The 22,980-nt window shown below is 68.7% G+C and carries 22 protein-coding genes; 13 read left to right on the top strand and 9 right to left on the bottom strand.

Features of this window, described 5'->3' with window-relative positions; translation table 11 throughout:
* The first annotated feature begins 2 nt into the window (after positions 1-2).
* From kdpC to H5T77_RS14965, 3 genes are read left to right on the top strand one after another with little or no spacing between them, the layout of a single operon-like run.
* Complete coding sequence (kdpC, locus tag H5T77_RS14975; RefSeq protein ID WP_292650532.1) at positions 3-614, top strand: potassium-transporting ATPase subunit KdpC; 612 nt, start codon at positions 3-5, stop codon at positions 612-614.
* Positions 615-618: 4 nt separating this feature from the next.
* The gene (locus H5T77_RS14970) at positions 619-3,156 is read left to right on the top strand and encodes an ATP-binding protein (RefSeq protein ID WP_292650530.1); all 2,538 of its coding nucleotides are present in this window, start codon (positions 619-621) and stop codon (positions 3,154-3,156) included.
* A complete protein-coding gene (locus tag H5T77_RS14965) occupies positions 3,153-3,839 on the top strand; it encodes a response regulator (RefSeq protein WP_292650528.1) in 687 nt (228 codons plus the stop codon). The genes H5T77_RS14970 and H5T77_RS14965 overlap by 4 nt, the downstream gene beginning before the upstream one ends.
* Positions 3,840-3,845: 6 nt before the next feature.
* On the opposite strand, the gene H5T77_RS14960 is transcribed toward H5T77_RS14965, so the two are convergent.
* The 3 genes from H5T77_RS14960 to H5T77_RS14950 are packed head-to-tail and all read right to left on the bottom strand — an operon-like array spanning position 3,846 to position 6,245.
* Positions 3,846-4,526, bottom strand: coding sequence for a potassium channel family protein (locus H5T77_RS14960; protein ID WP_292650527.1), 681 nt, complete (start codon positions 4,524-4,526; stop codon positions 3,846-3,848).
* On the bottom strand, positions 4,519-5,877 hold the full coding sequence (locus tag H5T77_RS14955) for a TrkH family potassium uptake protein (protein ID WP_292650526.1): 1,359 nt from the start codon (positions 5,875-5,877) through the stop codon (positions 4,519-4,521). Before H5T77_RS14955 ends, H5T77_RS14960 begins: the two co-directional genes overlap by 8 nt.
* The gene (locus H5T77_RS14950; protein WP_292650524.1) at positions 5,874-6,245 is read right to left on the bottom strand and encodes a globin; all 372 of its coding nucleotides are present in this window, start codon (positions 6,243-6,245) and stop codon (positions 5,874-5,876) included. Before H5T77_RS14950 ends, H5T77_RS14955 begins: the two co-directional genes overlap by 4 nt.
* Positions 6,246-6,332: 87 nt before the next feature.
* On the opposite strand from H5T77_RS14950, the gene H5T77_RS14945 reads away from it, so the two are divergent.
* Positions 6,333-6,758 carry an OsmC family peroxiredoxin gene (locus tag H5T77_RS14945; RefSeq protein ID WP_292650523.1) on the top strand — a complete coding sequence of 142 codons (426 nt, stop codon included), beginning with the start codon at positions 6,333-6,335 and terminating at the stop codon, positions 6,756-6,758.
* Positions 6,759-6,823: 65 nt separating this feature from the next.
* Here the strand turns inward: H5T77_RS14945 and H5T77_RS14940 are convergent, their stop codons facing one another.
* The gene (locus H5T77_RS14940) at positions 6,824-7,771 is read right to left on the bottom strand and encodes a mechanosensitive ion channel family protein (protein ID WP_292650521.1); all 948 of its coding nucleotides are present in this window, start codon (positions 7,769-7,771) and stop codon (positions 6,824-6,826) included.
* Between the two features lie 113 nt (positions 7,772-7,884).
* On the opposite strand from H5T77_RS14940, the gene H5T77_RS14935 reads away from it, so the two are divergent.
* Positions 7,885-8,175, top strand: coding sequence for a hypothetical protein (locus H5T77_RS14935; RefSeq protein WP_292650520.1), 291 nt, complete (start codon positions 7,885-7,887; stop codon positions 8,173-8,175).
* Positions 8,176-8,179: 4 nt separating this feature from the next.
* Here the strand turns inward: H5T77_RS14935 and helR are convergent, their stop codons facing one another.
* Positions 8,180-10,426: an RNA polymerase recycling motor ATPase HelR gene (gene helR / locus H5T77_RS14930; protein ID WP_292650518.1), complete on the bottom strand. Its 2,247-nt coding sequence runs from the start codon at positions 10,424-10,426 to the stop codon at positions 8,180-8,182.
* A gap of 287 nt (positions 10,427-10,713) precedes the next feature.
* Positions 10,714-13,257, bottom strand: coding sequence for an aminopeptidase N (gene pepN, locus H5T77_RS14925; RefSeq protein ID WP_292650515.1), 2,544 nt, complete (start codon positions 13,255-13,257; stop codon positions 10,714-10,716).
* 201 nt (positions 13,258-13,458) lie between these two features.
* On the opposite strand from pepN, the gene H5T77_RS14920 reads away from it, so the two are divergent.
* The 6 genes from H5T77_RS14920 (at position 13,459) to metG (ending at position 20,176) form a co-directional block, all read left to right on the top strand.
* Entirely contained in the window at positions 13,459-15,126 is a 1,668-nt protein-coding gene (locus H5T77_RS14920; protein WP_292650514.1) for a CHAP domain-containing protein, read from the top strand.
* Positions 15,127-15,163: 37 nt separating this feature from the next.
* Complete coding sequence (locus H5T77_RS14915) at positions 15,164-15,796, top strand: mycothiol-dependent nitroreductase Rv2466c family protein (protein WP_292650513.1); 633 nt, start codon at positions 15,164-15,166, stop codon at positions 15,794-15,796.
* A gap of 59 nt (positions 15,797-15,855) precedes the next feature.
* On the top strand, positions 15,856-16,407 hold the full coding sequence (locus tag H5T77_RS14910) for a TIGR03086 family metal-binding protein (RefSeq protein ID WP_292650512.1): 552 nt from the start codon (positions 15,856-15,858) through the stop codon (positions 16,405-16,407).
* Between the two features lie 12 nt (positions 16,408-16,419).
* Positions 16,420-16,971 (top strand): TIGR03086 family metal-binding protein, encoded by a 552-nt coding sequence (locus tag H5T77_RS14905; RefSeq protein WP_292650510.1) that lies wholly within the window; start codon positions 16,420-16,422, stop codon positions 16,969-16,971.
* A gap of 115 nt (positions 16,972-17,086) precedes the next feature.
* Positions 17,087-18,301, top strand: a complete 1,215-nt coding sequence (locus H5T77_RS14900; protein WP_292650509.1) for a peptidoglycan recognition protein family protein — start codon at positions 17,087-17,089, stop codon at positions 18,299-18,301.
* Between the two features lie 48 nt (positions 18,302-18,349).
* Positions 18,350-20,176, top strand: coding sequence for a methionine--tRNA ligase (metG, locus tag H5T77_RS14895; protein ID WP_292650508.1), 1,827 nt, complete (start codon positions 18,350-18,352; stop codon positions 20,174-20,176).
* Between the two features lie 44 nt (positions 20,177-20,220).
* On the opposite strand, the gene H5T77_RS14890 is transcribed toward metG, so the two are convergent.
* Positions 20,221-20,598 carry a type II toxin-antitoxin system VapC family toxin gene (locus H5T77_RS14890; protein ID WP_292650505.1) on the bottom strand — a complete coding sequence of 126 codons (378 nt, stop codon included), beginning with the start codon at positions 20,596-20,598 and terminating at the stop codon, positions 20,221-20,223.
* The gene (locus tag H5T77_RS14885) at positions 20,598-20,858 is read right to left on the bottom strand and encodes a type II toxin-antitoxin system Phd/YefM family antitoxin (RefSeq protein WP_292650504.1); all 261 of its coding nucleotides are present in this window, start codon (positions 20,856-20,858) and stop codon (positions 20,598-20,600) included. Before H5T77_RS14885 ends, H5T77_RS14890 begins: the two co-directional genes overlap by 1 nt.
* Before the next feature lie 85 nt (positions 20,859-20,943).
* On the opposite strand from H5T77_RS14885, the gene H5T77_RS14880 reads away from it, so the two are divergent.
* A complete protein-coding gene (locus H5T77_RS14880) occupies positions 20,944-21,606 on the top strand; it encodes a glutamine amidotransferase-related protein (RefSeq protein ID WP_292650502.1) in 663 nt (220 codons plus the stop codon).
* A complete protein-coding gene (locus tag H5T77_RS14875; RefSeq protein WP_292650500.1) occupies positions 21,603-22,346 on the top strand; it encodes a DUF3626 domain-containing protein in 744 nt (247 codons plus the stop codon). Before H5T77_RS14880 ends, H5T77_RS14875 begins: the two co-directional genes overlap by 4 nt.
* 13 nt (positions 22,347-22,359) lie before the next feature.
* Here the strand turns inward: H5T77_RS14875 and H5T77_RS14870 are convergent.
* Positions 22,360-22,980 (bottom strand): GOLPH3/VPS74 family protein (locus H5T77_RS14870; protein ID WP_292650499.1); only part of this gene is annotated, 621 nt, incomplete at its 5' end.

Below are 22,980 nucleotides of genomic sequence, written 5' to 3'. Positions count from 1 at the left end.
ACATGTCTGATCTCCTTGCACTGCTGCGTCACTCCCTCGCCGGGCTCCGTGTGCTCATCGCCGCGACCCTGCTGTGCGGGATCGCCTACCCGCTCGTCGTCACCGGTGTGGCCCAGGCTGCCTTCGGGTGGCGAGCCGACGGCTCCCTGGTCACCGAATCCGGCGCGCACACCGACGACCCCGCCGAGGCGGTCGGCTCGGCCCTGATCGGGCAGCGCAACGACGACGAGCGACTCTTCCACCCGCGTCCCAGCGTGGCCGGCGACGGCTGGGACACGCTGTCCACCTCCGGCTCCAACCTCGGCCCCGAGGACCCGGACCTGGTCAAGGCGATCAAGGAGCGCCGCCGCGACGTCGCGGTTCGTGAAGGCGTCTCGGTCGACCAGGTTCCCGCCGACGCCGTCACCGCCTCCGCTTCCGGGATCGACCCGGACATCTCACCGGCTTACGCAGCCCTCCAGGTGTCCCGGGTGGCCCGCGTCAACGGGCTCTCGGAGGACGCGGTGGCGGCGCTGGTGGCCGAGCACACCGACGACCGCACCTTCGGATTCCTCGGTGAACCGCGGGTCAACGTGCTCGAGCTCAACATCGCGGTGCGCGGAGAGGTTGAATAGGGACGTGCAGACCACGTCGACGGTCGGACGGCCCCAGCAACCGCGGGGTCGTCTGACCGTCTATCTCGGAGCCGCGCCCGGCGTGGGCAAGACCTACGCCATGCTCGGTGAGGCGCGGCGTCGTCAGGCGCGGGGGACCGATGTGGTGGTCGGGTTCGTCGAGACCCACGACCGCAGCAACACCATGCGCCAGATCGAGGGGCTCGAGGTGATCCCGAGCCGGGAGATCGTCTATCGCGGAACGACCTTCACCGAGCTCGACGTGGAGGCGGTGATCGCCCGCGACCCGAAGGTGGTCTGTGTCGACGAGCTCGCGCACACCAACGTGCCCGGCAGCCCGCACCTCAAGCGGGCCCAGGACATCGAGCAGCTCCGAGCGGCCGGGATCGACGTGATCACGACCGTCAACATCCAGCACCTGGAGTCGCTCAACGACGAGGTCGAGCGGATCACCGGCGTACGCCAGCGGGAGACCGTCCCCGACGACCTCGTACGCACCGCCGACATGATCCACCTGGTCGACATGGCGCCGCAGGCGCTGCGGCGGAGGATGGCCCATGGCAACGTCTACAAGCCGGAGAACATCGACGCCTCGCTGACCTCGTACTTCCGGGTCGGCAACCTCACCGCACTGCGGGAGCTGGCGCTGCTGTGGCTGGCGGACCGGGTCGACGACGCGCTCGGCGACTACCGGCGTGAGCACCAGATCGCGCATCCCTGGCCCACCAAGGAGCGCATCGTGGTCGCGGTCACCGGCGGGCCCGAGTCGGAGACCCTGCTGCGCCGTGGGGCTCGGCTCTGCCAGCGCGCCAAGGGCTCCGAGCTGGTCGCGGTGCACGTCGTCTCCGCGGACGGCCTGGCACGGTCGACAGGCGACCTTCCGCAGAGCCAGAGCCTCACCCGGTCGCTGGGCGGCACCTTCCACACCGTCATCGGCGACGATCCCGCCACCGCGATCGTCGACTTCGCGGCCGGTGCCAACGCCACGATGATCATCGTCGGTGTCTCCCGGCACGGCCGGGTACGACGCCTGTTCAGCGGCAGCACCGGCGACCGGATCGCGACCGCGGCGGGCAGCATCGACGTGCACCTGGTGACCCATGAGCACGCCGGGGCAGGCCTACCCCTGCGGCGGCCTCGATCGGCGCTGGGCCGTTCGCGGCGGCTGGCGGGATGGGCCGCTGCGGTCGTGCTGCCGTTCGCGCTGCTCGGGTGCCTCTACCTGGTGCCGTCGGCCGACCGCAACGCCCAGCTCCCGGTGGCCAGCCTGCTGATGACCGGCGCGATCGTGGCGGTGGCGCTCATCGGAGGCAGGCGGGCGTCGGCGGTCGCAGCCATGATCGGCGCCGGGGTGCTGAACTTCTTCTTCACCCAGCCCTACTACGACCTGACCGTGCAGAGCTCGCACAACGTCGTCGCGCTGGGGGTCTTCCTGATGATCGCGCTGTCCGTGGCGGGGGTCGTCGATCAGGCGGCACGACGTTCGGAGGAGGCGGCGCGGGCGCGCGCGGAGGCGTCGACGATCGGTGCCCTGTCGAGGTCGGTGCTCACCGGCCAGGACACCGCGGAGGCGATCGTCCATCGCGTACGCGAGAGCTTCGGGCAGCGGTCGGTGGCCCTGCTGCGAGCGAGCGCGTCGGGGTGGCACACGCTGGCCGAGGTCGGCCAGGACGCGGCGAAGGAGCCTGGATCCGGCGACACCCAGGTCCGGGTCGACGACGATCACGTGATCGTGCTGCGCGGCGATCCGCTCCGGGCGGCGGACCAGCGCGTGCTGGACGCCTTCGCCATCCAGACCTCGCTGGTGCTGGAGTATCGCCGGTTGCGAGACCAGGCCGACCGCGCGCTGGCGCTGGAGCGGGCCGAGCAGACCTCGACCTCGCTGCTCCGCGCGGTCTCCCACGACCTGCGTACGCCGCTGGCGACGATGCGCGCGGCTCTCGACGGTCTGCTGACGGACCGGTTGCCCGAGCAGGATCGCAAGGAGCTCATCGAGTCGGCCGCCACCTCCGCCGACCAGCTCGAGGCGCTCATCGACAACCTCCTCGACCTCTCCCGGGTCGAGGCCGGCCTGGTCCACCCGGCGATGCGGGACGTCAGCCTGGAGGAGTCGCTGCCGCTGGCGGTCGCCGGCCTGCCCCCGGGATCGATCGTGTTCGACGTCGACGAGGGGACCCCTCTCGTACGCACCGACTCAGGGTTGTTGGAGCGGGTCGTCGCCAACCTGGTGAGCAACGCCGTTCGCGCCAGCGCCCAGGGGCCGCGCCCCGGCGAGCCGGTACGCGTCCTCGCGCACGAGACACCGGAGACTGTGGAGGTGATGGTCGTCGATCGCGGACCGGGTGTTCCCGAGGAGCAGCGGGAGCGGATGTTCGAGCCCTTCCAGCGCCTCGACGACACCTCGGCGGACGGGTTGGGTCTCGGCCTCGCCGTGGCCAAGGGACTGAGCGAGGCGCTCGGGATCAGATTGTCCGCCGAGGACACCCCTGGCGGTGGCCTGACCATGGTCGTCGCGGTGCCGCGCGCAGAGGTGGATCGATGAGCCGCGTACTCGTCGTCGACGACGAGCCTGCCCTGCTTCGGGCGCTCGCCATCAACCTGCGTGCCGCCGGCTGGGAGGTCGAGACGGCGACCGATGGGCGTTCGGCGCTCGCCGCCGCCGCGGCGACCCACCCCGACGTCGTCCTGCTCGACCTCGGCCTCCCGGACCTGGACGGCACGGAGGTGATCGAGGGGCTGCGCGGCTGGACCCAGGTGCCGGTCGTCGTGCTCTCCGCGCGCCAGCACGGCGACGACAAGATCGAGGCGCTGGACCTCGGGGCCGACGACTACGTGACCAAGCCGTTCGCGATGAACGAGCTGATGGCTCGTCTTCGAGCTGCCGTCCGGCGGTCCCAGGACTCCGCACCGCCCGCGGCGGCCACCGTGAACGTCGGCGACCTGGAGATCGACTTCGCCCGCAAGCGTGTCCACAAGGCAGGTGAGGACGTCCGCCTCACCCCGACCGAGTGGTCGTTCCTCGAGCTCCTCGCCCGCAACCTCGGCCGGCTGGTCCCGCGGGAGCAGATTCTCAAGGAGGTGTGGGGCCCGGCCTACGCCAAGGAGACCCACTATCTGCGGGTCTACGCCGCCCAGCTGCGCCGCAAGCTCGAGGAGGACCCTTCCCGCCCGCGCCACCTGGTCACCACCCCTGGCGTCGGCTACACCCTCGATCCGCGCGCTTGACCTGACCTAGAGCCGCGCGAAGGCCTCGACCTTGTCCTGGGGCCCGGAGACGATGATGTGGTCGTCGGGGCGGATGACGGTCTCCGCGCTCGTGTAGGTGAACGTGCCGCCGGCCGGTTTCACCCCGACGACGGTGACGCCGTAGGTCTTGCGCACGCCGACGCCGGTGAGGCTGCGGTTGTGCAGCAGGGCCGGCGGACGAGTCTTCACGAAGACGTACCCGTCGTCGAACTCGATGTAGTCGAGCATCCGTCCGCGGACTAGGTGGGCGACGCGTTGACCCATGTCGTGCTCGGGGCGGACGACGTTGTGCACCCCGATCTGGGCGAGGATCCGGGCGTGGGGCTCGCTGATCGCCTTGGCCCAGACGTTGCGTACGCCGAGATGGATCGCGACCGACGCGGTCAGGATGCTCGCCTCGATGTCGGTGCCGATGCTCACGACCACGGTGCCGAACTCGCCGAGGCCGAGCCCGCGCATGGCGTCCTCGCTCGTGGTGTCGGCCTCGACCACGTGGGTCAGCCGGCCAGCGTGCTCCTGGACCGCCCGAGGGTTCAGGTCGGCGGCGAGCACCTCCTCGCCCTCCTCGACGAGCTCGAGGGCGAGCGCGCTGCCGAACCGGCCGAGGCCGAGCACGGCGACGCCGCCGCGGGTGGTGCCGTTCTTGTCCGATCTGGTCCTAGCCAATGAGGGGCCGTCCTTCCGGGTAGCGGTGCAGACGCTCGCGGTCGCGGAGCGCCAGGGCGGAGACGAGGGTGATGGGACCGATCCTGCCGATGAACATCATCGCGACCAGGATCAGCTGACCGCCCGGGGGGACGTCATAGGTGAGGTTGGTCGACAGTCCCACAGTCGCGAAGGCCGAGACGGCCTCGAAGAGCACTCGATGGGTGGGCGCGTCGACCAGGTGCAGCAGCGCGATGGTGCCGGTGACCACGAAGCCGACCGAGAGCAGCGCGACCGTGAGGGCCTGACGGATGGCCCGCGGGTCGATGCGTCGGTCGAACGCCTCGACCTCGCGCTGGCCGCGCACCTCAGCGAGGATGACGAAGAAGAGCAGCATGAAGGTGGTGACCTTGAGGCCGCCCGCGGTGCCCGCCGACCCTCCCCCGATGAGCATCAGCACGTCCACGCCGAGCAGCGTGCCTTCGTGCATCTGCTCGTAGTCCAGGCTGTTGAACCCGGCCGTACGCGTCATGGTGCTCTGGAAGAAGCCGGCCAGCAGCTTCTCCGGGGTGCTCAGCGCGCCCAGGGTGCCGGCGTTCCCCCACTCGACCGCGGTGAAGAACAGCGAGCCGATGATCAGCAGTCCGATGGTGCCCGAGACGGTCATCTTCGTGTGCAGGCTCCACATCCGCACCTTCGTACGCCGCAGCAGCTCCAGCCACACCGGGAACCCGAGACCACCGGCGATCACGGCGACGGCGATCGGCAGGCAGATCCAGGGGTCGGCGACGTACCCCATCAGCGAGTCAGAGCGCAGCGCGAAGCCGGCGTTGTTGAAGGCGGAGATCGAGTGGAAGATGCCGTCGTAGGCAGCCCGCTCCAGGGTGGCGCCGTAGCCCAGCCAGAAGCGCAGCGTCAGCGGGATCGCGATGATCAGCTCGATGACCAGGCTGATGCCTACGACTCCCTTGATGACGCTGCGGACGTCACCGAGACCGGAGCTGGTGTGCTCCACCGCGGCGGTGAGGCGGAACCGCAGCCCGAGCCGGCGGAAGACGACCAGTGTCAGCATCGAGGCGAGCGTCATGATCCCGATCCCGCCGACCTGGATCAGCCCGAGGATGGTGACCTCGCCGAAGGTCGACCAGTAGGTCGGGGTGTCGACGACGACCAGACCGGTGACGCAGACGGCGCTGGTCGCGGTGAACAGGGCCGTCAGGAACGGCGCATGGCCCGGCTCGGTGCGCGCCACCGGAAGCATCAGCAGGAGTGTGCCGATCAGGATCATGGCTGCGAACCCGACCGCCACGATCTGGGTCGGGTGACGGAGCAGGCCCTTGCCGCGGCGCGCACGGCGCGGCAGGGGGCTCACCCGGGCGTGTTGATCATGAAGTTGGCGGCATGCTCGGCGTAGGCCCAGAACTGCGCGTCCTGCTCCGGTGTCAGCCCGGCGGCGTCGAGGCCCTCGCGGAAGTGCTGGAGCCAGCGGTCACGAGCCTCCGAGGTGACCTCGAACGGGGCGTGACGCATCCGCAGCCGCGGGTGCCCGCGCTGCTCGGAGTAGGTGCTCGGGCCGCCCCAGTACTGAGCCAGGAAGAGGGTCAGTCGCTCCTGGGCCGGACCGAGATCCTCCTCCGGATACATCGGCCGCATCAGCTCGTCGGTCGCCACGCCCTCGTAGAACTTGGCCACGATCGTGCGGATGGTCTCCATCCCGCCGATCTCCTCATAAAACGTCACTGAGCCATTCTTCCACGCGGGTCCGCGTTCGCCGCCCGTGGCAGGATCGGAGGCGTACGCACACACTCGATCTTTGGGAGATAAACGATGGCCACCACCCGCACTGCCACCACCGTCTGGGAGGGCACGCTCTTCGAGGGTGCCGGGAAGGTGACGCTGGATTCCTCAGGTCTGGGGACCTACGACGTCTCCTGGCCGGCCCGCTCCGAGGAGCCCAACGGCAAGACCAGCCCCGAGGAGCTCATCGCCGCAGCCCACTCCTCCTGCTTCTCGATGGCCTTCTCCAAGGGCCTGGCCGACAACGGCACCCCGGCGACCAGCCTGCAGACCAGCGCGGATGTCGAGTTCACGCCCGGCAAGGGCATCACCGGCATCAAGCTGACCACCCGTGGTGAGGTCGAGGGGCTCGACAACGAGACCTTCGTCAGCCTCGCCGAGGCTGCCAAGGCCGGCTGCCCGGTCAGCCAGGCCCTCACCGGCACCACGATCACCCTCGACGCCGCCCTCGCCTGATCCCGTGTAGGCCGAGCTTGTCGAGACCATCGGGTCTCGACAAGCTCGACCAACGGCGGCGTACGTCAGGCCTTGGCCGGCTGCTCCTCGTCAGCGGCCTTCTCGTCGCGGTGCCAGACGACCCGCTGCGGGAACGGGATCTCGATGCCCTCGTAGTCGAGGCGGGCCTTGATCCGCTGGCGCATCTCGCGCGCGATCGCCCACTGCTTGAGGGGCAGCGTCTTGATCAGCACCCGCACCGTGATCGAGTCGGCGGCCAGCGCCTCGACGCCGGTGACCTCGGGCTCCTCGATGATCTGGCCCTTGAACTCCTCGTCGACCCACAGGTCGCGGGAGACCTCGCGAAGCACGCGCTGCACCTTGGTGAGGTCCTCGTTGTAGCCGACCCCGACGTCGATGACGGCTCGGGCCCAGTTCTGGCTGTGGTTGCCGACCGTGAGGATCTCGCCGTTGGGGATGTACCAGACCGTGCCGTCGAGCGACCGCAGCCGGGTGATCCGCAGCGTCACGGCCTCGACCGTGCCGATGATGTTGTTGACCTCGATGCTGTCACCGACGCCGTACTGGTCCTCGATGATCATGAAGATGCCGGACAGGTAGTCCCGCACCAGCGACTGGGCGCCGAAACCGAGCGCCAGGCCGACGATTCCGGCCGAGGCGATGATCGGGGCGATGTTGACCCCGAGCTCGGACATGATCATGGTGGTGAAGATCGCGACCAGGACGCCGGTGATGATGCTCTTGAGCAGCGATCCGATCGCCTGGGCACGCTGGCTGCGGCGGGACGAGGCGACGGGCGTATCGCTCGCCTCGGCCGACTTGGTGAGCTTGCCGGAAAGTCCGGGCGTCTCGACGGCGCGGACCACGACCTTGTCGATGACCCGGTGAAGCACCCAGCGGAGCACGATCGCCAGCAGGATCAGGCCGGCGATACGCAGGGGGATGCCGATCACCCATTCGCCGAGAGTCGACCAGGAGACCGAGACCAGTGGGGGGTTCGGGGGAATGGACATGAGTTCCAGTATCCAACGCGTTCAAGGCCCGCGGCCAATCCCAGATGGCCGCGACCCCTGCCGGACGAGGGGCGTTGACGAGCACCGGTCCGTACGCCGGTTAGTATCTGCGCGTGAGCAACCAGATCCTGCGCCGCGCCGGCCACTTCGGCGCCTCCGCCACCGCCGCTGTCGTCGCCTCTGTTGCTACCGCTGGTCCCGCTGGCGCCGCAGTCCCCGACGGGTGGCCGGTCGCCGAGGAGATGACCGCCTCCGGTTTCCTCCTGCTCATCCTGATCGTCCCGCTCATCCTGACGGTGGTCATCTCCCTCCTGGTGCTCCTTCCCGGCATCCTCCGCGGCGAGGGGCTGCTGCCCAAGCCCCACAAGGGCGACGACGACAACCTCCCCGCCGCGACGCACTGACCGGTCAGGTCGTCAGGATCGCCAACTGCTGGGTCGCCCGCGTCATCGCGACGTAGCGGTCCACGGCGCCCTCGATCCCGGTCCCGTACGTCTCGGGGTCGATGAGGACGACCAGGTCGAACTCGAGCCCCTTGGCGTGCTCGGGGGACAGGCGGCGTACCCGGCCTTCGTTCAGATCCGATGAACCGGCAGCGATGACGCAGGCGATGCCTTCGTCGTGCTCGGCGAGCCAGGTGTCCAAGATCTCCTCGAGGTCCGCAACGGGGCCGTGGACGACCGGGATGCCGGAGGCGCGGACCGACGTGGGCACGTTGGCGTCGGGGAGCGCGGCCCGGATGACCGGCTCGGCCTCGGCCATCACCTCCTCCGGCGTGCGGTAGTTGACGCTCAGGCCGGCCATCTCGATCCGGTCCAGACCGACCCGCTCGAGACGCTCCTGCCAGGACTCGGTGAACCCGTGCCGGGCCTGGGCCCGGTCGCCGACGATCGTGAAGCTGCGCGAGGGGCAACGGTTGATCAGCATCTGCCACTCGGCGTCGGTCAGCTCCTGGGCCTCGTCGACGACGATGTGAGCGAACGGGCCGGCGTACGGGTCGAGCTCGTCCGGCTCCCGCACCGAGTCGTCGAGGAGTGCTGTGCGTAGGTCCTGGCCCCGCAGCATCGACATGACCTTCATGTCGGAGTCGTCGTGACTGATCAGGTCGGAGACGACCTCGGCCTTCGCCTTCCGGTCGGCGGCCGCGGCCGCCTTCCTGGCGCTCCGGCGCCGTGAGGCATCGGGGTCGCCGAGGCGACGGTGGGCGGCGTCGAGCAGTGGCAGGTCCGCGTCGGTCCAGGCCTGCCCAGCCTGGACAACCGGATCACGCTGCAGCGTCGCCACCTCCTCGGGAGTGAGCCAGGGCGCGCACAGGCGCAGGAACGCCGGCACCTCCCACAGATCCCCGACGATGTCGGCCGGACGCAGTCGCGGCCAGACCTGGCCGAAGACGTCGAGCAGCCCGGCGTTGGTCTCCAGGGAGGCCCGGACGGCGTCGGTCGCGTCCTCGTCGACGAGGCCGTACGCGTCGAACTCGTCCTCATCCTGGTCCGAGCTGTTCCAGTCATCCTTGGCCCAGCCGTCGAGATCGGCGTCGTGGTCGCTGCCGGTGTTCTCCTGGATCCGTCCGGTCACGATCTTCAGCAGCGCATCCCAGACCTGGTCGCGGGCGTCGTTGTGCGGCGTACCCGGCTCGGCCGCGGCGATCGCCTCGGCCCAGTCGCCGGTGCTGATCACGGCGTCGCCGTAAGGAGTCTCGACCAGGGTCGGCTTCGAGGGAGGCTTCTCGTAGAGTGCCACCGCCGGCTCGATCGCGGCGACCATCCGGGTGTCGGCCTTGAGCCGGGCCACCTCCTTGTCCGTCTCCGGCGCCAGCGAAGCACCCTCGGGCACCATCCGGCGCAGCGTGGTGGTGCGTACGCCCTCTTCGCCCAGGCTCGGCAGCACGTCGGCGACGTAGGAGAGATAGGGCTCGTGCGGGCCCACGAACAGCACCCCGCCCTTGCCCTCGCCCAGGCGCGGGTCGGAGTAGAGGAGGTACGCCGTGCGGTGCAGCGCCACCACGGTCTTGCCCGTTCCCGGTCCGCCGTCGACGACCAGCGCGCCTCGTGAGGACGCGCGGATGATGGCGTCCTGGTCGGACTGGATCGTGCCGAGCACGTCGCGCATCTGCGGAGAGCGGCTGCTGCCGAGGGTGGCGATGAAGGCCGACTGGTCGTCCAGCGCGGCATGTCCCTCGAGTCCCTCGGCGGTGAAGACCTCGTCCCAGTAGTCGGTGATCCGCCCGTTGGTCCAACGGTAGCGACGCCGGCTCAGCAGCCCGCGCGGGTCGGCGTGCGTGGCCGCGAAGAACGGCTCGGCCGCCGGTGAGCGCCAGTCGACCAGCAGCCGGCGCCCATCGGTGGCGGTCAGTCCGAGGCGCCCGATGTAGATGGTGCTGCCGGAGTCGGTGACGATCCGCCCCAGACACAGGTCCAGACTGAACCTGCGCAGCATCCGCAGCTGCCCACCGAGCCGGTGCACCTCCAGATCGCGGTCCATCGCCTCCTGGCCGTGTCCGCCGGGGCGGCGGCGTACGTCGTCGAGCCGCTCGTTCAGCTCAGCGATCTGCTCCTCGAGACTCTGCCCGATGGCAGCGAACTGCTGCTCGTCCTCAGCGATCAGTGCCGGGTCCGCCTTGGCGTCGTGACGGCCCGCGAGATCGAATGCTTGCAACGTTGAATCCCCTGTCTGATCAGGCACTTTACCTGTTCGAGGAGGAGATTCTGCCCCAATCCGGGGGTCTTGCGGCAAGCCCCTATGTGCGCTATAAAGTTATTAGCGGAAGGGAGAGTTCTCCCTTCCGTTCGTTCGTTTTCGGCCACCGCCGGTCGAGCCGTGAGGCCGCCTGCGGCCGAGCGTGTCGAGACCAACACGGTCCCATCGCTGCTCGACAGGACTGTGTTGGTCTCGACACGGGTTCGCTCGTACCTCACGAACCCGGCTCGACCGACGGGGTGGTGCTACTGCGCGTCCCGCTCCTGAGCGGCGAGGGCGCGGGCGACCTCGTCACGTCCTTCACGGACGTACCGCTTGGCGGCCGGCTCGGCGGGGGAGGTCTCCAGCCACTTGTCGGCCTTCTCCAGGAGCTCCGGGGAGGCGGCCGGCTTCGGGAAGATGTGCTCCAGCACCGTCGAGGCGCGGTGGGTGCCGAGGTGCTCCCAGAGCGTGTCGGCGGCCTCGAAGTAGCGGTCGACGAAGGGCGCGAGCACCTTGTCCTGCCCGGTGCGCTGGAACGAGAGCACGATCGAGCGCGCGGTCTCGTTGGCCACGTCGGTCCGGACGACGACCGACTCCCAGGCCGCCTCCTTGGCCTCGGTGGTCGGCTGCGCGGCGCGGGCGGCGGCGGCCTTCTCCTTGCCGGAGATGGTGTTGTCGCGCTCGAGCTCGGCGTCGATCTCGGCCTCGCCGAACGTGCCCGAGGCGGCCAGGCCGGTGACGAGCGCCCAGCGCAGGTCCTGGTCGACCTCGAGACCGTCGAAGGCAAGGGCGCCGGAGAGCAGCCCCTGGAGATCGGCGATCGCGGACTCGGAGCGGCCTGCCGCGGCGTACGTCCGGGCGAAGGTCAGCTGGTGGTCGCTGCCCGGGGCAGCAGCCTCGAGCAGGCTCTTGAGCCCCGTCTCCCAGCGCGCCTTGAGGGAGTCGCGGTTGGCCGGAGCGGAGAACGAGCCCACCGCCTGGGCGGCGAAGACCGGGATCCGGGTGACGCCCCAGGCGTCGGTCTCCTGGCCGATGTTGGCGAGCACGAGCTCGACGAAGTCGGTCGCCCGCATCTCGGCGTCGCGGGTCATGTCCCAGGTGGCGCCCCAGATCAGTGCACGCGAGAGCGAGTCGTCCAGCGCGGAGAGCGACGACAGCGCGGTGGCCAGCGAACGCTCGTCGAGCCGGATCTTGGCGTACGTCAGGTCGCCCTCGTTCAGCAGCAGCAGGTCGGGCTGCTTGACGCCGGACAGCTGCGGAACCTCGGTCAGCTCGCCGGTCACGTCGATCTCGAACGCGTCGCGGCGGACGAGCGCGCCCTCGACGAGATCGTAGAGGCCGAGGCCGATGCGGTGACGACGCAGCGTCGGGTAGTCGGCGGCAGCGCTCTGCCTGACCGCGAACGAGGCGTACGTCCCGTCCTCGGCCAGCTCGAACGACGGCGCGAGGGTGTTGACGCCGGCGGTCTGCAGCCACTCCTGCGCCCAGCCCTGGAGCTCGCGCCCGGAGGAGGCCTCGAGGTGGCGCAGCAGGTCCTTGAACTCGGAGTTCCCGTAGGCGAACTCCTTGAAGTAGGCCTTCAGGCCGTCCAGGAACGGCTCCAGCCCGACCCATGCCACCAGTTGCTTCAGGACGGAGGCGCCCTTGGCGTAGGTGATCATGTCGAAGTTGACCTCGACGGCCTGCAGGTCGTAGTTGTCCGCGGCGATCGGGTGCGTGGTGGGCAGCTGGTCCTGGCGGTAGCCGGTCTGCTTGCGGGCGTTGGTGAAGCCGGTCCAGGCGTCGGTGAACTCGGTCGCGTTGGCCTGGGCGTGGTAGCAGGCCCACTCGGCGAACGACTCGTTGAGCCAGAGGTCGTCCCACCACCTCATGGTGACCAGGTCGCCGAACCACATGTGCGCCATCTCGTGGAGGATCACCGAGGCGCGGAAGTCGTAGAAGGAGCGCGGCTGCTTGGAGCGCGGCAGGTACTCGTCGCGCAGCGTCACGGCGCCGGCGTTCTCCATCGCGCCCATGTTGTACTCAGGCACGTAGAGCTGGTCGTACTTCCCGAACGGGTAGGGGAAGTCGAAGGCGTCCTCGAAGAACTCGAAGCCCTGCTTGGTGATCTTCACGACCTCGTCGCGGTCGAGGTGGGGGACCAGCGACTGGCGGCAGTAGTGGCCCAGCGGGATCGTGCCGAACTTGCCCTCGTAGACGTCCTGGACCTCGTGGTACTCACCGGCGATCAGCGCGGTGATGTAGGTCGACATCTTCTTGGTGGGCTCGAAGTCCCAGGTCGCGCGACCGTCGCCGAGCGGCTTCGGCTCGGGGGTCGGCGCGTTGGAGACGACCTTCCAGCCCTCAGGAGCGGTCACGTGGAAGGTGAAGACGGACTTGAGGTCGGGCTGCTCGAAGGTGGTGTAGACGCGGCGGGCGTCGGGGACCTCGAACTGGGAGTAGAGGTAGACGCGGTCGTCGGCGGGGTCGACGAAGCGGTGCAGGCCCTCGCCGGTGTGGGAGTAGGTGCAGTCGGCCTTGACGACGAGCACGTTCTCGGCAGCGAGGCCGTCGAGAAGAATCCGAGAATCCTGGTACGCCACCGCGGGGTCGAGCGCGACGCCGTTGAGAGTGATCTCGTGGACGGTCGCGTCGACGAGATCGGCGAACGTCGAGGCGCCGGCCTCGGTGGAGGTGAAGGTGATCGTCGTCGTCGAACCGAACGTCTCGGTACCCGTGGTGAGGTCGAGATCGATGTCGTACGAGAGGACGTCGAGAAGGGCGGCTCTAGCGGTGGCTTCGGCACGCGTGAGATTGGTTCCAGGCATGCGGGGATCCTCTCATTCTGCCCGGATTTCGAGACATCTATATCGCGTTTGTTGACCGTTCTTGGGTGTCGCTGAGCGTGAAAAGTAAAAATACAGTGTTGTAATTCCGACACACCGGTATCAATGGTTGACAACTTTCCCTAGGGTGCTCATGTGCCCCTTAAGTCACAGAAACATCAGTACTCACATGAGTCGCGCCGGGTGGGGAAGCCTGGCGGGGCGCTGCGCCGGACCTTGGTCACCGGCGCGGTTCTGCTGCTCGTCGGCCTCGGTGTACAAGCAACCCCTGAGTTGGCATCACCGGCGCACGCGGGCTCCATCACGCTCTGCTCCGGCTTCTCGGACTGCCGCAGCAAGGGCTATCCCACCGGCGGATACGAGACTGCCTGGGGGAGCATGTACTGGCGGATGTACGCCGGAAGGAACTGCACCAACTACGTGGCGTACAAGCTGATCCAGACCGGTCTGCCGAACGCTCGCCCCTGGTCGGGCGAGGGCAACGCGACCAACTGGGGCGTGGCGATGAGCAAGCTGACCAACCGGACCCCGACCGTGGGCTCGGTCGCCTGGTGGCACTCCTCGCACCCGAGCGCGAGCCGTTTCGGGCACGTCGCCATGGTCGAGCAGGTCGGCTCGAGCTCGATCACGATCTCGGAGTCCAACTACGGCAGCGACATCAGCTGGCGCCGGATCAGCAAGGGCTCCACGAACTACCCGACCGGGTTCATCCACTTCAACGACCAGCGTCTCTCTGTCACCAAGGCGCCCACGGTCGAGGGAACGGCGCAGGTCGGCAAGGCGGTCACGGTCGACACCGGCTCGTGGAGCCCGAACCCGAACAAGATCCGTTACCAGTGGATCGTGGACAAGAAGCCGATCCCGGGTGCGACCAACAAGACCTTCCGCATCCCCGGCCACCTCGCCGGCAAGCAGATCGCGGCGGTGCTCACCGGCACCCGCCGGGACTACAGCGACGCCAAGACGATGAGCGAGATCCTGCCGCCGATCAAGCAGGGGACGTTCAGGGTGCTGAAGCAGCCGAAGATCTCCGGAGCTCAGAAGGTCGGCTCGACGATCTCCGTCGGCGGAGCGGCGTACGAGCCGTCGGCGAAGATCGGCGAAGTCAGGTGGTACGCGGACAAGAAGCTGATCGCGCGCTCCAAGTCCCGCTTCCTGAAGGTGCCAGCAGCGGCGTCGGGGAAGAGGATCGGCGCTGTCGTCGTCGGCGTCCAGGACGGCTACGAGCCGAAGCACTCCTACGCCTTCGCCACCTCGGTCGTCGGCGGCGGCAAGGCTCCGCAGCAACCCGCGGAGCCGAACCCGGAGCCGTCGAGCGGGTCGCTGACCCAGACCGCGGCCGGCTACGTGAAGGGCGGCACCCGCCTCGGCGGCCTGATGCAGGTCGCTCCGGGCAGCTTCAGCGAAGCGGTGGACGTCTCCTACCAGTGGACGCGCGAAGGCACGCCCATCTCGGGGGCGACGACCGAGAAGTACCGCCCGACGGCATCCGACGTCGGTCGCCGGCTCAGCGTCACCGTGGTCGCCCGCTCCGGCAGCGGCCAGACCGTGTCCAAGACGTACGGTCCCAGCGGCCGGGTCCGCGTGAAGCCGACCGTCGAGGTCACCGCCACCGGAGGCTCTCGGGAGGCCGAGGTGGTCGTCAAGGTCACTGCGCCGGGCTACGTACCCAGCGGCTCGGTCAAGATCACGACCAACGGTGGACGTACGGTCACCAAGTCCCTCGGCAACGGGACGGCGGGCGTCACCTTCGTCAAGCTGCCCCCGGGCGAGTACGCCGTCACCGCCGCCTACAGCGGCGACGAGGTCGCCTACTGGGCCAGCGGGGGTGACTTCACCAGCGTCAGCTGAGCGGAACAGATCCGGGGCGGGAGTGGTTGGTGTCGATATGACACAGACCACTCCCGCCTCGCCGTCCGAGAAGACCGCAGCCGACTTCTGGTTCGATCCGGCCTGTCCGTTCGCGTGGATCACCTCGCGCTGGATCCTCGAGGTCGAGAAGGTGCGCGACGTCGAGGTGACGTGGCACATCATGAGCCTGGCGTACCTCAACCAGGACAAGGACATCCCGGACGACTACCGGGAGATGCTGAAGACCGCGTGGGGCCCGGTGCGGGTCTCCATGGCGGTGCAGAACGAGTACGGCCAGAAGAAGCTTGCCGAGCTCTACACCGCGCTCGGCACCCGCCGCCACGTCGAGGGCCGCGAGTTCGACCGGGCGATGATCGAGGAGGCGCTGACCTCGGTCGGGCTGCCCGCCGAGCTCGCCGACGCGATGGACGACTCCTCGCTCGACGAGGCCATTGCGAAGTCCCACCACGAGGGCATGGACCAGGTCGGCAACGATGTCGGCACCCCGACGATCGCGATGAACGGCTCGGCCTTCTTCGGGCCCGTCATCTCCAAGGCGCCCAAGGGCGAGGAGGCCGGCAAGCTCTGGGACGGCTTCCAGCTGATCACCGCCTACCCCTACGTCTACGAGCTCAAGCGCGCCCGGGTCCACGACCTCGACTTCAGCTGAGCCTGCCCGCGGCCGAATTGCCGGTGACGCCGCGGCCCGACCGGTCGTACGTTGACGGCGTGACTACTACAGACGAGGCAGCAATCCTCTCGCGGGCGCTGGGCCAGACCGGCGGCCTGTTCGGCCGGGTGAACGCCGGGACGGTCTCGCGGCCGACGCCGTGCGAGCAGTGGGACGTCGGCGCGCTGGCCGACCACGTGATCGCGGACGGGACCAACTTCGTCACCATGATCGGTGGCGGGGAGCCGGACTGGGGCGCGCCGACGCCGCACGTCAGCGAGGACTGGGGGCAGGCGTTCAGGGCCAGCGCCGACGACGTGCTGCGGGCGTGGGAACAGGGCCCCGGCACGGACGGCTGGGAGGGCGGCGCGGTGGTGCCGGTCGGCCTGCTCGTCGCCGAGTACGCCACCCACTCCTGGGATCTCGCGCAGGCGCTCGACGTCCCGTCCGCCGAGCTCGATCCCGAGCTGGCCGAGGTCGGGCTGGAGTTCATGAAGGCGACCCTCAAGCCGGAGATGCGCACTGGTGCGTTCGGTGCGGAGGTGGCGGCGCCCGAGGGTGCCGGGGCGTACGAGCGGCTGGCTGCTTTCGCGGGACGGCAGGTCTCCTGACACCATGGTCATGTGGTTGACCAGATGGGGGTGTTCGCGCTGCAGCGGGCCCTGACGCAGGCAGCAGAGCTTCTCGACACCGTCACGGCGGACGACCTGACCCGGCCGACGCCGTGTCCTGAGTGGGATCTGCGCAAGCTGGCCAACCACATGATCGCCCAGCCCCGCGTCTTCGTGACGATGCTCCAGGGCTCGCCTCCGGGATGGGCCGGGCGCGAGGACTACGCGGTCAACCTGGGTGAGGAGCTGCGTACGCGTGGCAACGCGCTGATCAACCTGTGGCGCGAGGTCGGCGCCGACGACATGGTGATGGTCGACCCCGACTGGCAGTCGGCCGAGATCGCGGTCCACACCTGGGACCTGTGCGCGGCGCTCGGCCGTCCGACCGACAGCCTGGACGAGGCGGTCGCCCAGCGGGCGGTCGTCGCGATGGACCGGATCCTCGGGCCGGAGCGCAAGGGGCGGGCCTTCGCCGACGCCCTCTCGGCGCCGGAGGGGTCGGGGGCCTACGAGCACCTGGCGGCGTACGCCGGACGGCCGATTCCGTTCGTTTCGGGCTACTGAACAAGGTCGGTCTCGACAGTTTCAGGCCTCGACAAGCTCGACCACCGGCCGGATCGACACACCGAACACATGCGTTTGCGGCATGTCGGGCTTCTGATTCTCCAAAATCAGGGGTATGGCCAGCTTCCCCCGCGTCTTCACAGTGACCCTGACCGCTGTCGTCATTGGCGCGTCGATGCTCGTGCCTGCCATCGGCTCCGGGTTCGTCCCGGGGATCGATCCGGCCGCCGCCGAGGACAGCCAGCTGATCAAGCTGCCTCGCCTCGAGGACGGCATCGCCACCCGTGACGTGAAGCTTCCTTCGAGGCTGACCGAGCGGTCGGGCAGTGCGGCCTCGACCGAGAGGCTGAGCACGACGACGTTCTCGATGGTCGGGGTGTCCTGGACCGGCGCCGAGACGCCCAAGGTCGAGGTGCGGGTGAGCAAGTCCGACCAGTGGCGTGGGTGGCAGCTGCTGCCGCTGCAGGAGGACCTGCCCGACGGCGCCGAAGGTGCTGTCGCCGCCCGCGGCAAGGTCGAACGCCGTGGCACTCAGCCGGTGTGGACCGGCCGGGCCAGCGGCGTACAGGTTCGGGTCGAGGGTGCGCAGCCCAAGGATCTCGTGCTGACCCTGATCAACACCGGGCCGCAGGAGGACGTCAAGGCTCCGAAGAAGAAGGCCGACGACCGGGCCGCCCAGAGCGGCGTCACCGGCCGGGTGGCTCGGTCGCGCCCGCGGTGGGCGCCGAAGCCGGTGATCTACACCCGGACGCAGTGGGGTGCCAACAACTCCTGGCGAAACGGCCGCCCGGAGTACAACACCGCGCTGAAGCAGGTCCACATCCACCACACCGCCACGAGCAACAACTACTCCAAGGGCGACGTGCCGGGGATCATCCGCGGCATCTACAGCTATCACACCAGGTCACTGGGGTGGTTCGACATCGCCTACAACTTCCTCATCGACAAGTACGGTCGCGCTTGGGAGGGCCGCTCCGGCGGCATCGACCGGCTCGTCAAGGGCGCCCACACACGTGGCTTCAACCACCAGTCGATGGGCATCGCCCTGCTCGGGAACTTCGAGAACGTACGTCCCTCCGACGACGCGCTCATCAAGACCGAGCGGATGGCGGCCTGGAAGCTCGACATGGCCGGCCGCGACGCGCGCGGCAAGCTGGTGACCGTCTCGAAGGGCAGCGACCGGTTCCCGGCGGGCCGCCGGGTCCGGGTCTGGGTCATCGACGGCCACTTCCACACCAACGAGACCTCCTGCCCGGGCGCCCAGCTCGCCAAGTGGCTGCCGTGGATCCGGAAGTACGCTCACCAGCGGGACGAGATGTTCAACCCGTGAGCCGGTGTCGATAGAGGCCCGGTGACGCAGGCTCCCTAGGATGGAGCCATGAGCAAAGTTCTGTCCGCAGTCGCCTGGCCGTATGCCAACGGCCCGCGCCACATCGGCCATGTCGCCGGTTTCGGCGTGCCCTCCGACGTCTTCAGTCGGTACATGCGGATGGCGGGCCACGACGTGCTCATGGTCTCCGGCTCCGACGAGCACGGCACCCCGATCCTGATCGCCGCCGACGAGGCCGGCGTGACGCCTCAGGAGCTCGTCGACAAGAACCACCGGATCATCGTCGAGGACCTGGTCTCGCTCGGCCTGACGTACGACCTCTACACCCGCACCACCTCGGCCAACCACCACTCGGTGGTGCAGGAGCTGTTCCTGGGGGTCTACAACAACGGCTACTTCATCGAGCAGACCTCGAAGGGCGCGATCTCGCCGTCGACCGGGCGGACCCTTCCCGACCGCTACATCGAGGGCACCTGCCCGATCTGCGGGGCCGAGGGGGCGCGTGGCGACCAGTGCGACACCTGTGGCAACCAGCTCGACCCGGACCAGCTGATCAACCCGGTCTCGAAGATCAACGGGGAGACACCCGAGTTCGTCGAGACCCAGCACTTCTTCCTCGACCTGCCGGCGCTGGCCGAGGCGCTGCATGCCTTCCTCGACGAGCGTGAGCAGACCGGCCTGTGGCGTCCCAACGTCATCCGGTTCAGCCAGAACATCCTCAAGGAGATCCGCCCGCGGGCGATGACGCGCGACATCGACTGGGGCATCAAGGTGCCTCTGGACGGCTGGCGCGACAACCCGACCAAGCGGATGTACGTCTGGTTCGACGCGGTCATCGGCTACCTGTCCGCCTCGATCGAGTGGGCGCGGCGATCCGGCGACCCGGAGGCGTGGCGCCAGTGGTGGAACCCCGGGGCGGCGCCAGAGGGCGAGACGGCAAAGTCGTACTACTTCATGGGCAAGGACAACATCGTCTTCCACGCCCAGATCTGGCCGGCCGAGCTGCTCGCTTACTCGGGCCAGGGGTCGAAGGGCGGTGAGCCGGGTTCGTACGGCGCTCTCAACCTGCCGACCGAGGTCGTCTCCAGCGAGTACCTGACGATGGAGGGGAAGAAGTTCTCCTCCTCGAAGAAGATCGTGATCTACGTGCGCGATCTCCTCTCGCGCTACCAGCCCGACGCGTTCCGCTACTTCGTGGCCGCTGCCGGCCCGGAGTCGAACGACTCCGACTTCACCTGGGCGGAGTTCGTGCGGCGTACGAACGACGAGCTCGTCGCCGGCTGGGGCAACCTGGTCAACCGCACCGCCACCTTGATCGCGAAGAACTTTGGCGAGCTGCCCGCTGCGGGAGAGCTGACCGAGGCCGACAAGGCCATCCTGGACACCGTCGGCGGCGCCTTCGCCACGGTGGGGGACCTGATCGGCCGCCACCGGCAGAAGCAGGCGATCGGCGAGGCGATGCGAGCCGTCGGAGAGGTCAACAAGTACGTCACCGACCTCGAGCCGTGGAAGCTGGCCAAGGCTCGACAGGACCGGGAGCGCCTCGGAACCGTGCTGCACGTGATGGCGCAGTGCGTGGCCGACCTCAACCTGATCCTGTCGCCGTTCCTGCCGTTCTCCGCCAACGAGATCGACAAGGCCCTCGGCGGCAAGGGCGAGGTCGCCCCGATGCCTCGCATCGAGGAGGTCGACGACCTCGACGACGGCAAGCCCTACCCGATCATCACCGGCGACTACTCCGGCGCACCGATCTGGCAGCGCCACCCGATCGTCGTCGGCACGCCGGTCGCCAAGCCCACCCCGGTCTTCCAGAAGCTGGACCCGTCGGTGATCGACGAGGAGCTCGACCGGCTGGGCATCAAGCCGCAGGAGTGAGGTAGGTCGAAGTTCGCAGTCACCCAGTGGCTGCGAACTTCGACCTATTTACGTGCGTCCACGATCCAGTCGTAGCCGAGCCCGAGCAAGATCCGATCGGACGTCATGAACTCGAGGCCCTCCGCTGCGGCCTGAGCAACCAGGATGCGGTCGAATGGGTCGTGCTTGCTCAACGCCTCGAGCTTGGCCACGCGTGCCGCGTGCCGTTCCGTGAACGGAAGCGGGGTGATGCCCTGATCGCCGAAGAGCCGGACGAGATCGTCGGGTGCATCCAGCTTGCCGAGCATCCTCTTCATCGTGATCTCGAAGTGGGAGATCGATGATGCATAGACCGGACCGCCTTCGATGAGGTCCCACGCCACGGACCCCAACGTGTCCGGGAAGGCTGTCATCCGAATCAGGACGTTGGTGTCGAGCAGCATCAGTCGCGGTTCGCCTGGATCTCGAGCTCCGGGTCGAACATTCCCCTGATCTCCTCGTCCATCGCTTCCCACTCGTCGTCGCTCGGCAGCGAGAACATACCGCGGAGGCCACCGAGCCGGACCTTGGACTGCGGAAGGGCCGTGATCTGGACGACTGGCTTGCCTGCCCGCGCGATGATCACCGTCTCGCCGTGCTCAACCTGATCGACCAAGCGAGACAGATGCGTCTTCGCCTCGTGAATGTTGACCTGCGTCGTCATGAGACCAGTCTAGGTTAGTCCGACTTAGTCTGCCAGGGTGGAAATCGTTGGATCAAGCCGGTGCGTGGCTGCGAGGATTCGGCGCATGATCGCACTGCTCGGCGACGACCGGGGACACCGTAGCCATCAGGAGCTCAACGCGCTTCGGCCGCAGCTGGCCGAGCTCGGGGGCGAGACGGAGTGGGTGCCGACCGACTCCGGGTTCGAGATCTCGAGCTACGACGGCGTTTGGCTCGTTCCTGGGTCGCCCTATGCCGACGACGTCGCGGTGATCGCGGCCCTCGAGGTCGTCCGGGAGCGGGGGATCCCGTTCCTCGGGGTGTGCGGTGGGATGCAGTACGCCGTGCTGGAGTGGACCCGCAACGTGCTCGATTCCGCGGCGACCCACGCCGAGTCCGACGGGGCGGGCGTCGACAACGCGGTTGCCGCGCTGGCCTGCTCGCTCTACGGCGAGGAGCGGCTGGTGACCCCGGTCCCCGGCACCCGCTTCGCGGACTGGCAGCCGGAGCCGTTCGTCGGCATGCATTTCTGCAACTACGCGCCGACGGCCGAGGCAGTGGCCGCCTTGGAGAAGGCCGGTGTCGTGGTCGGTGCCACCGCGGACGACGCCGGCGCGGAGGTGCTGGAGTTCCCCGACCACCCGTTCTACGTCACCAGCATGTTCCAGCCCCACATCGGCGCCCTCGGCGGAGCGCCGGTCCACCCGCTCGTGCGCGCGTTCGTGAGCGCGGTCGCTGCGCGACGATGAGGGTCACGCTGCAGTTCCACCCCGACTGGCCGCACGCCGGTGGGCTGGTGATCGAGTCGCTGGCACGGGACGGGAGGTATCGGTCGCAGTTCGAGACCAGGACGTCGAACGGCGGGTTGACGGCGTATCCGGGTGGAGACCGGTGGCGTTGGGAGAGTCGGCTGTTCGGTGGCCGCTACGATCAGGCGCCAGCCGCCGAGCGGCCGGTCTACGGAGCCTGGAATCGTCGAGATGACCCGTACGGTGGTGCGATCCGGTTCGGGTCGGCGCATCTGCGGCTGCGGAGCGACGTGGCGGAGCGGTGCACGTTCTGCTTTCCCGACTCGGTCTTCGAGCCGACCGATCACGGCGGCCCGGAGATGCTGCCGCACCTGTCGGCGACGGCCGATGCCTCGGGGTTCGACGATCTCGATGAGTGCGTCGAGGCGCACGTGCATGGTGGCGTCGCCATCGCGCGGGACGTGGAGGCGGTCGTCCTCGACCCATGTTTCCGCGGGACGAAAGTCGAGAGCGCGGCCTCCGAGCTGGACTGCGCGGTGGAGTGGCATCCCGGGTTCCGGGTCGCCACCGACGGCCTCGATCCGGGCTACCGCGGACAGGAGTACGTCGACCTGGCTCGGTCACTCGGTGACGTACTCACGCCTGATCTTCTCGGAGCTGCTGCGCGGTCGGGTGATCATGACCCGCAGTCGGTGAAACGAGTCTGGCACTATCTGGCGAGGTTCGGCCGAGTCGACTGAGCAAGCCGGGACATCATTCGCCGCCGCCGCCGCCTCCGTCGCCGCCTCCGCCGATGTCGCCGCCACCGCCCCCACCACCGCCGCCCCAGCCGGAACGAGAAGCCCGGAAGATGCCGCGCACGGTGGCCGCGACCCAATCACCTCTGGAGACGCGATCGGCACGCTGCATCACGTACGCCGGGGGTACGCCGGGAGAGACGAAGAGTCGGTGGGCCTGGTCAACGGCCGCGAGATGGCCGATCAAGGTCGCCGTGCGACGGCTCGGGTGGACGTGGGCGTCGAACAGGGCGGCGGCGAGGTGGCGGCGCACGTCCTGCTTGTAGCTGATCTCATCCGCCGGCCAGGTCGTCGTGCTGGTGATGAGGAATCGCTTCTGCTGCTCTCGGCGAAGCATGCCGCGATGGACGAGGCGTTCGATGAGGTGGTCGAACATCTGGGTGCCGCAGCTCGTGATCAGCGGCGCCGGCCGTGGTCTGCCGCCGGCGAAGGTGAGGCAGCGCTGGAGGCACGGATCGTGAGGCAACCCGACCCCGGTCGGGTGCACTTCCACCAGGTCTGTCCCGGGGTTCCGCTGCAGGTGGACCGCACCGGAGAGCGCGAGCTCCGACACCAGTGCGCCACCGATCAGAAGGTC

Source organism: Nocardioides sp., from assembly GCF_014360585.1.
Taxonomy (GTDB): domain Bacteria; phylum Actinomycetota; class Actinomycetes; order Propionibacteriales; family Nocardioidaceae; genus Nocardioides.
The sequence above is the reverse complement of the archived record's forward strand: the minus strand, read 5'-3'. Positions and strand labels throughout refer to the sequence as shown.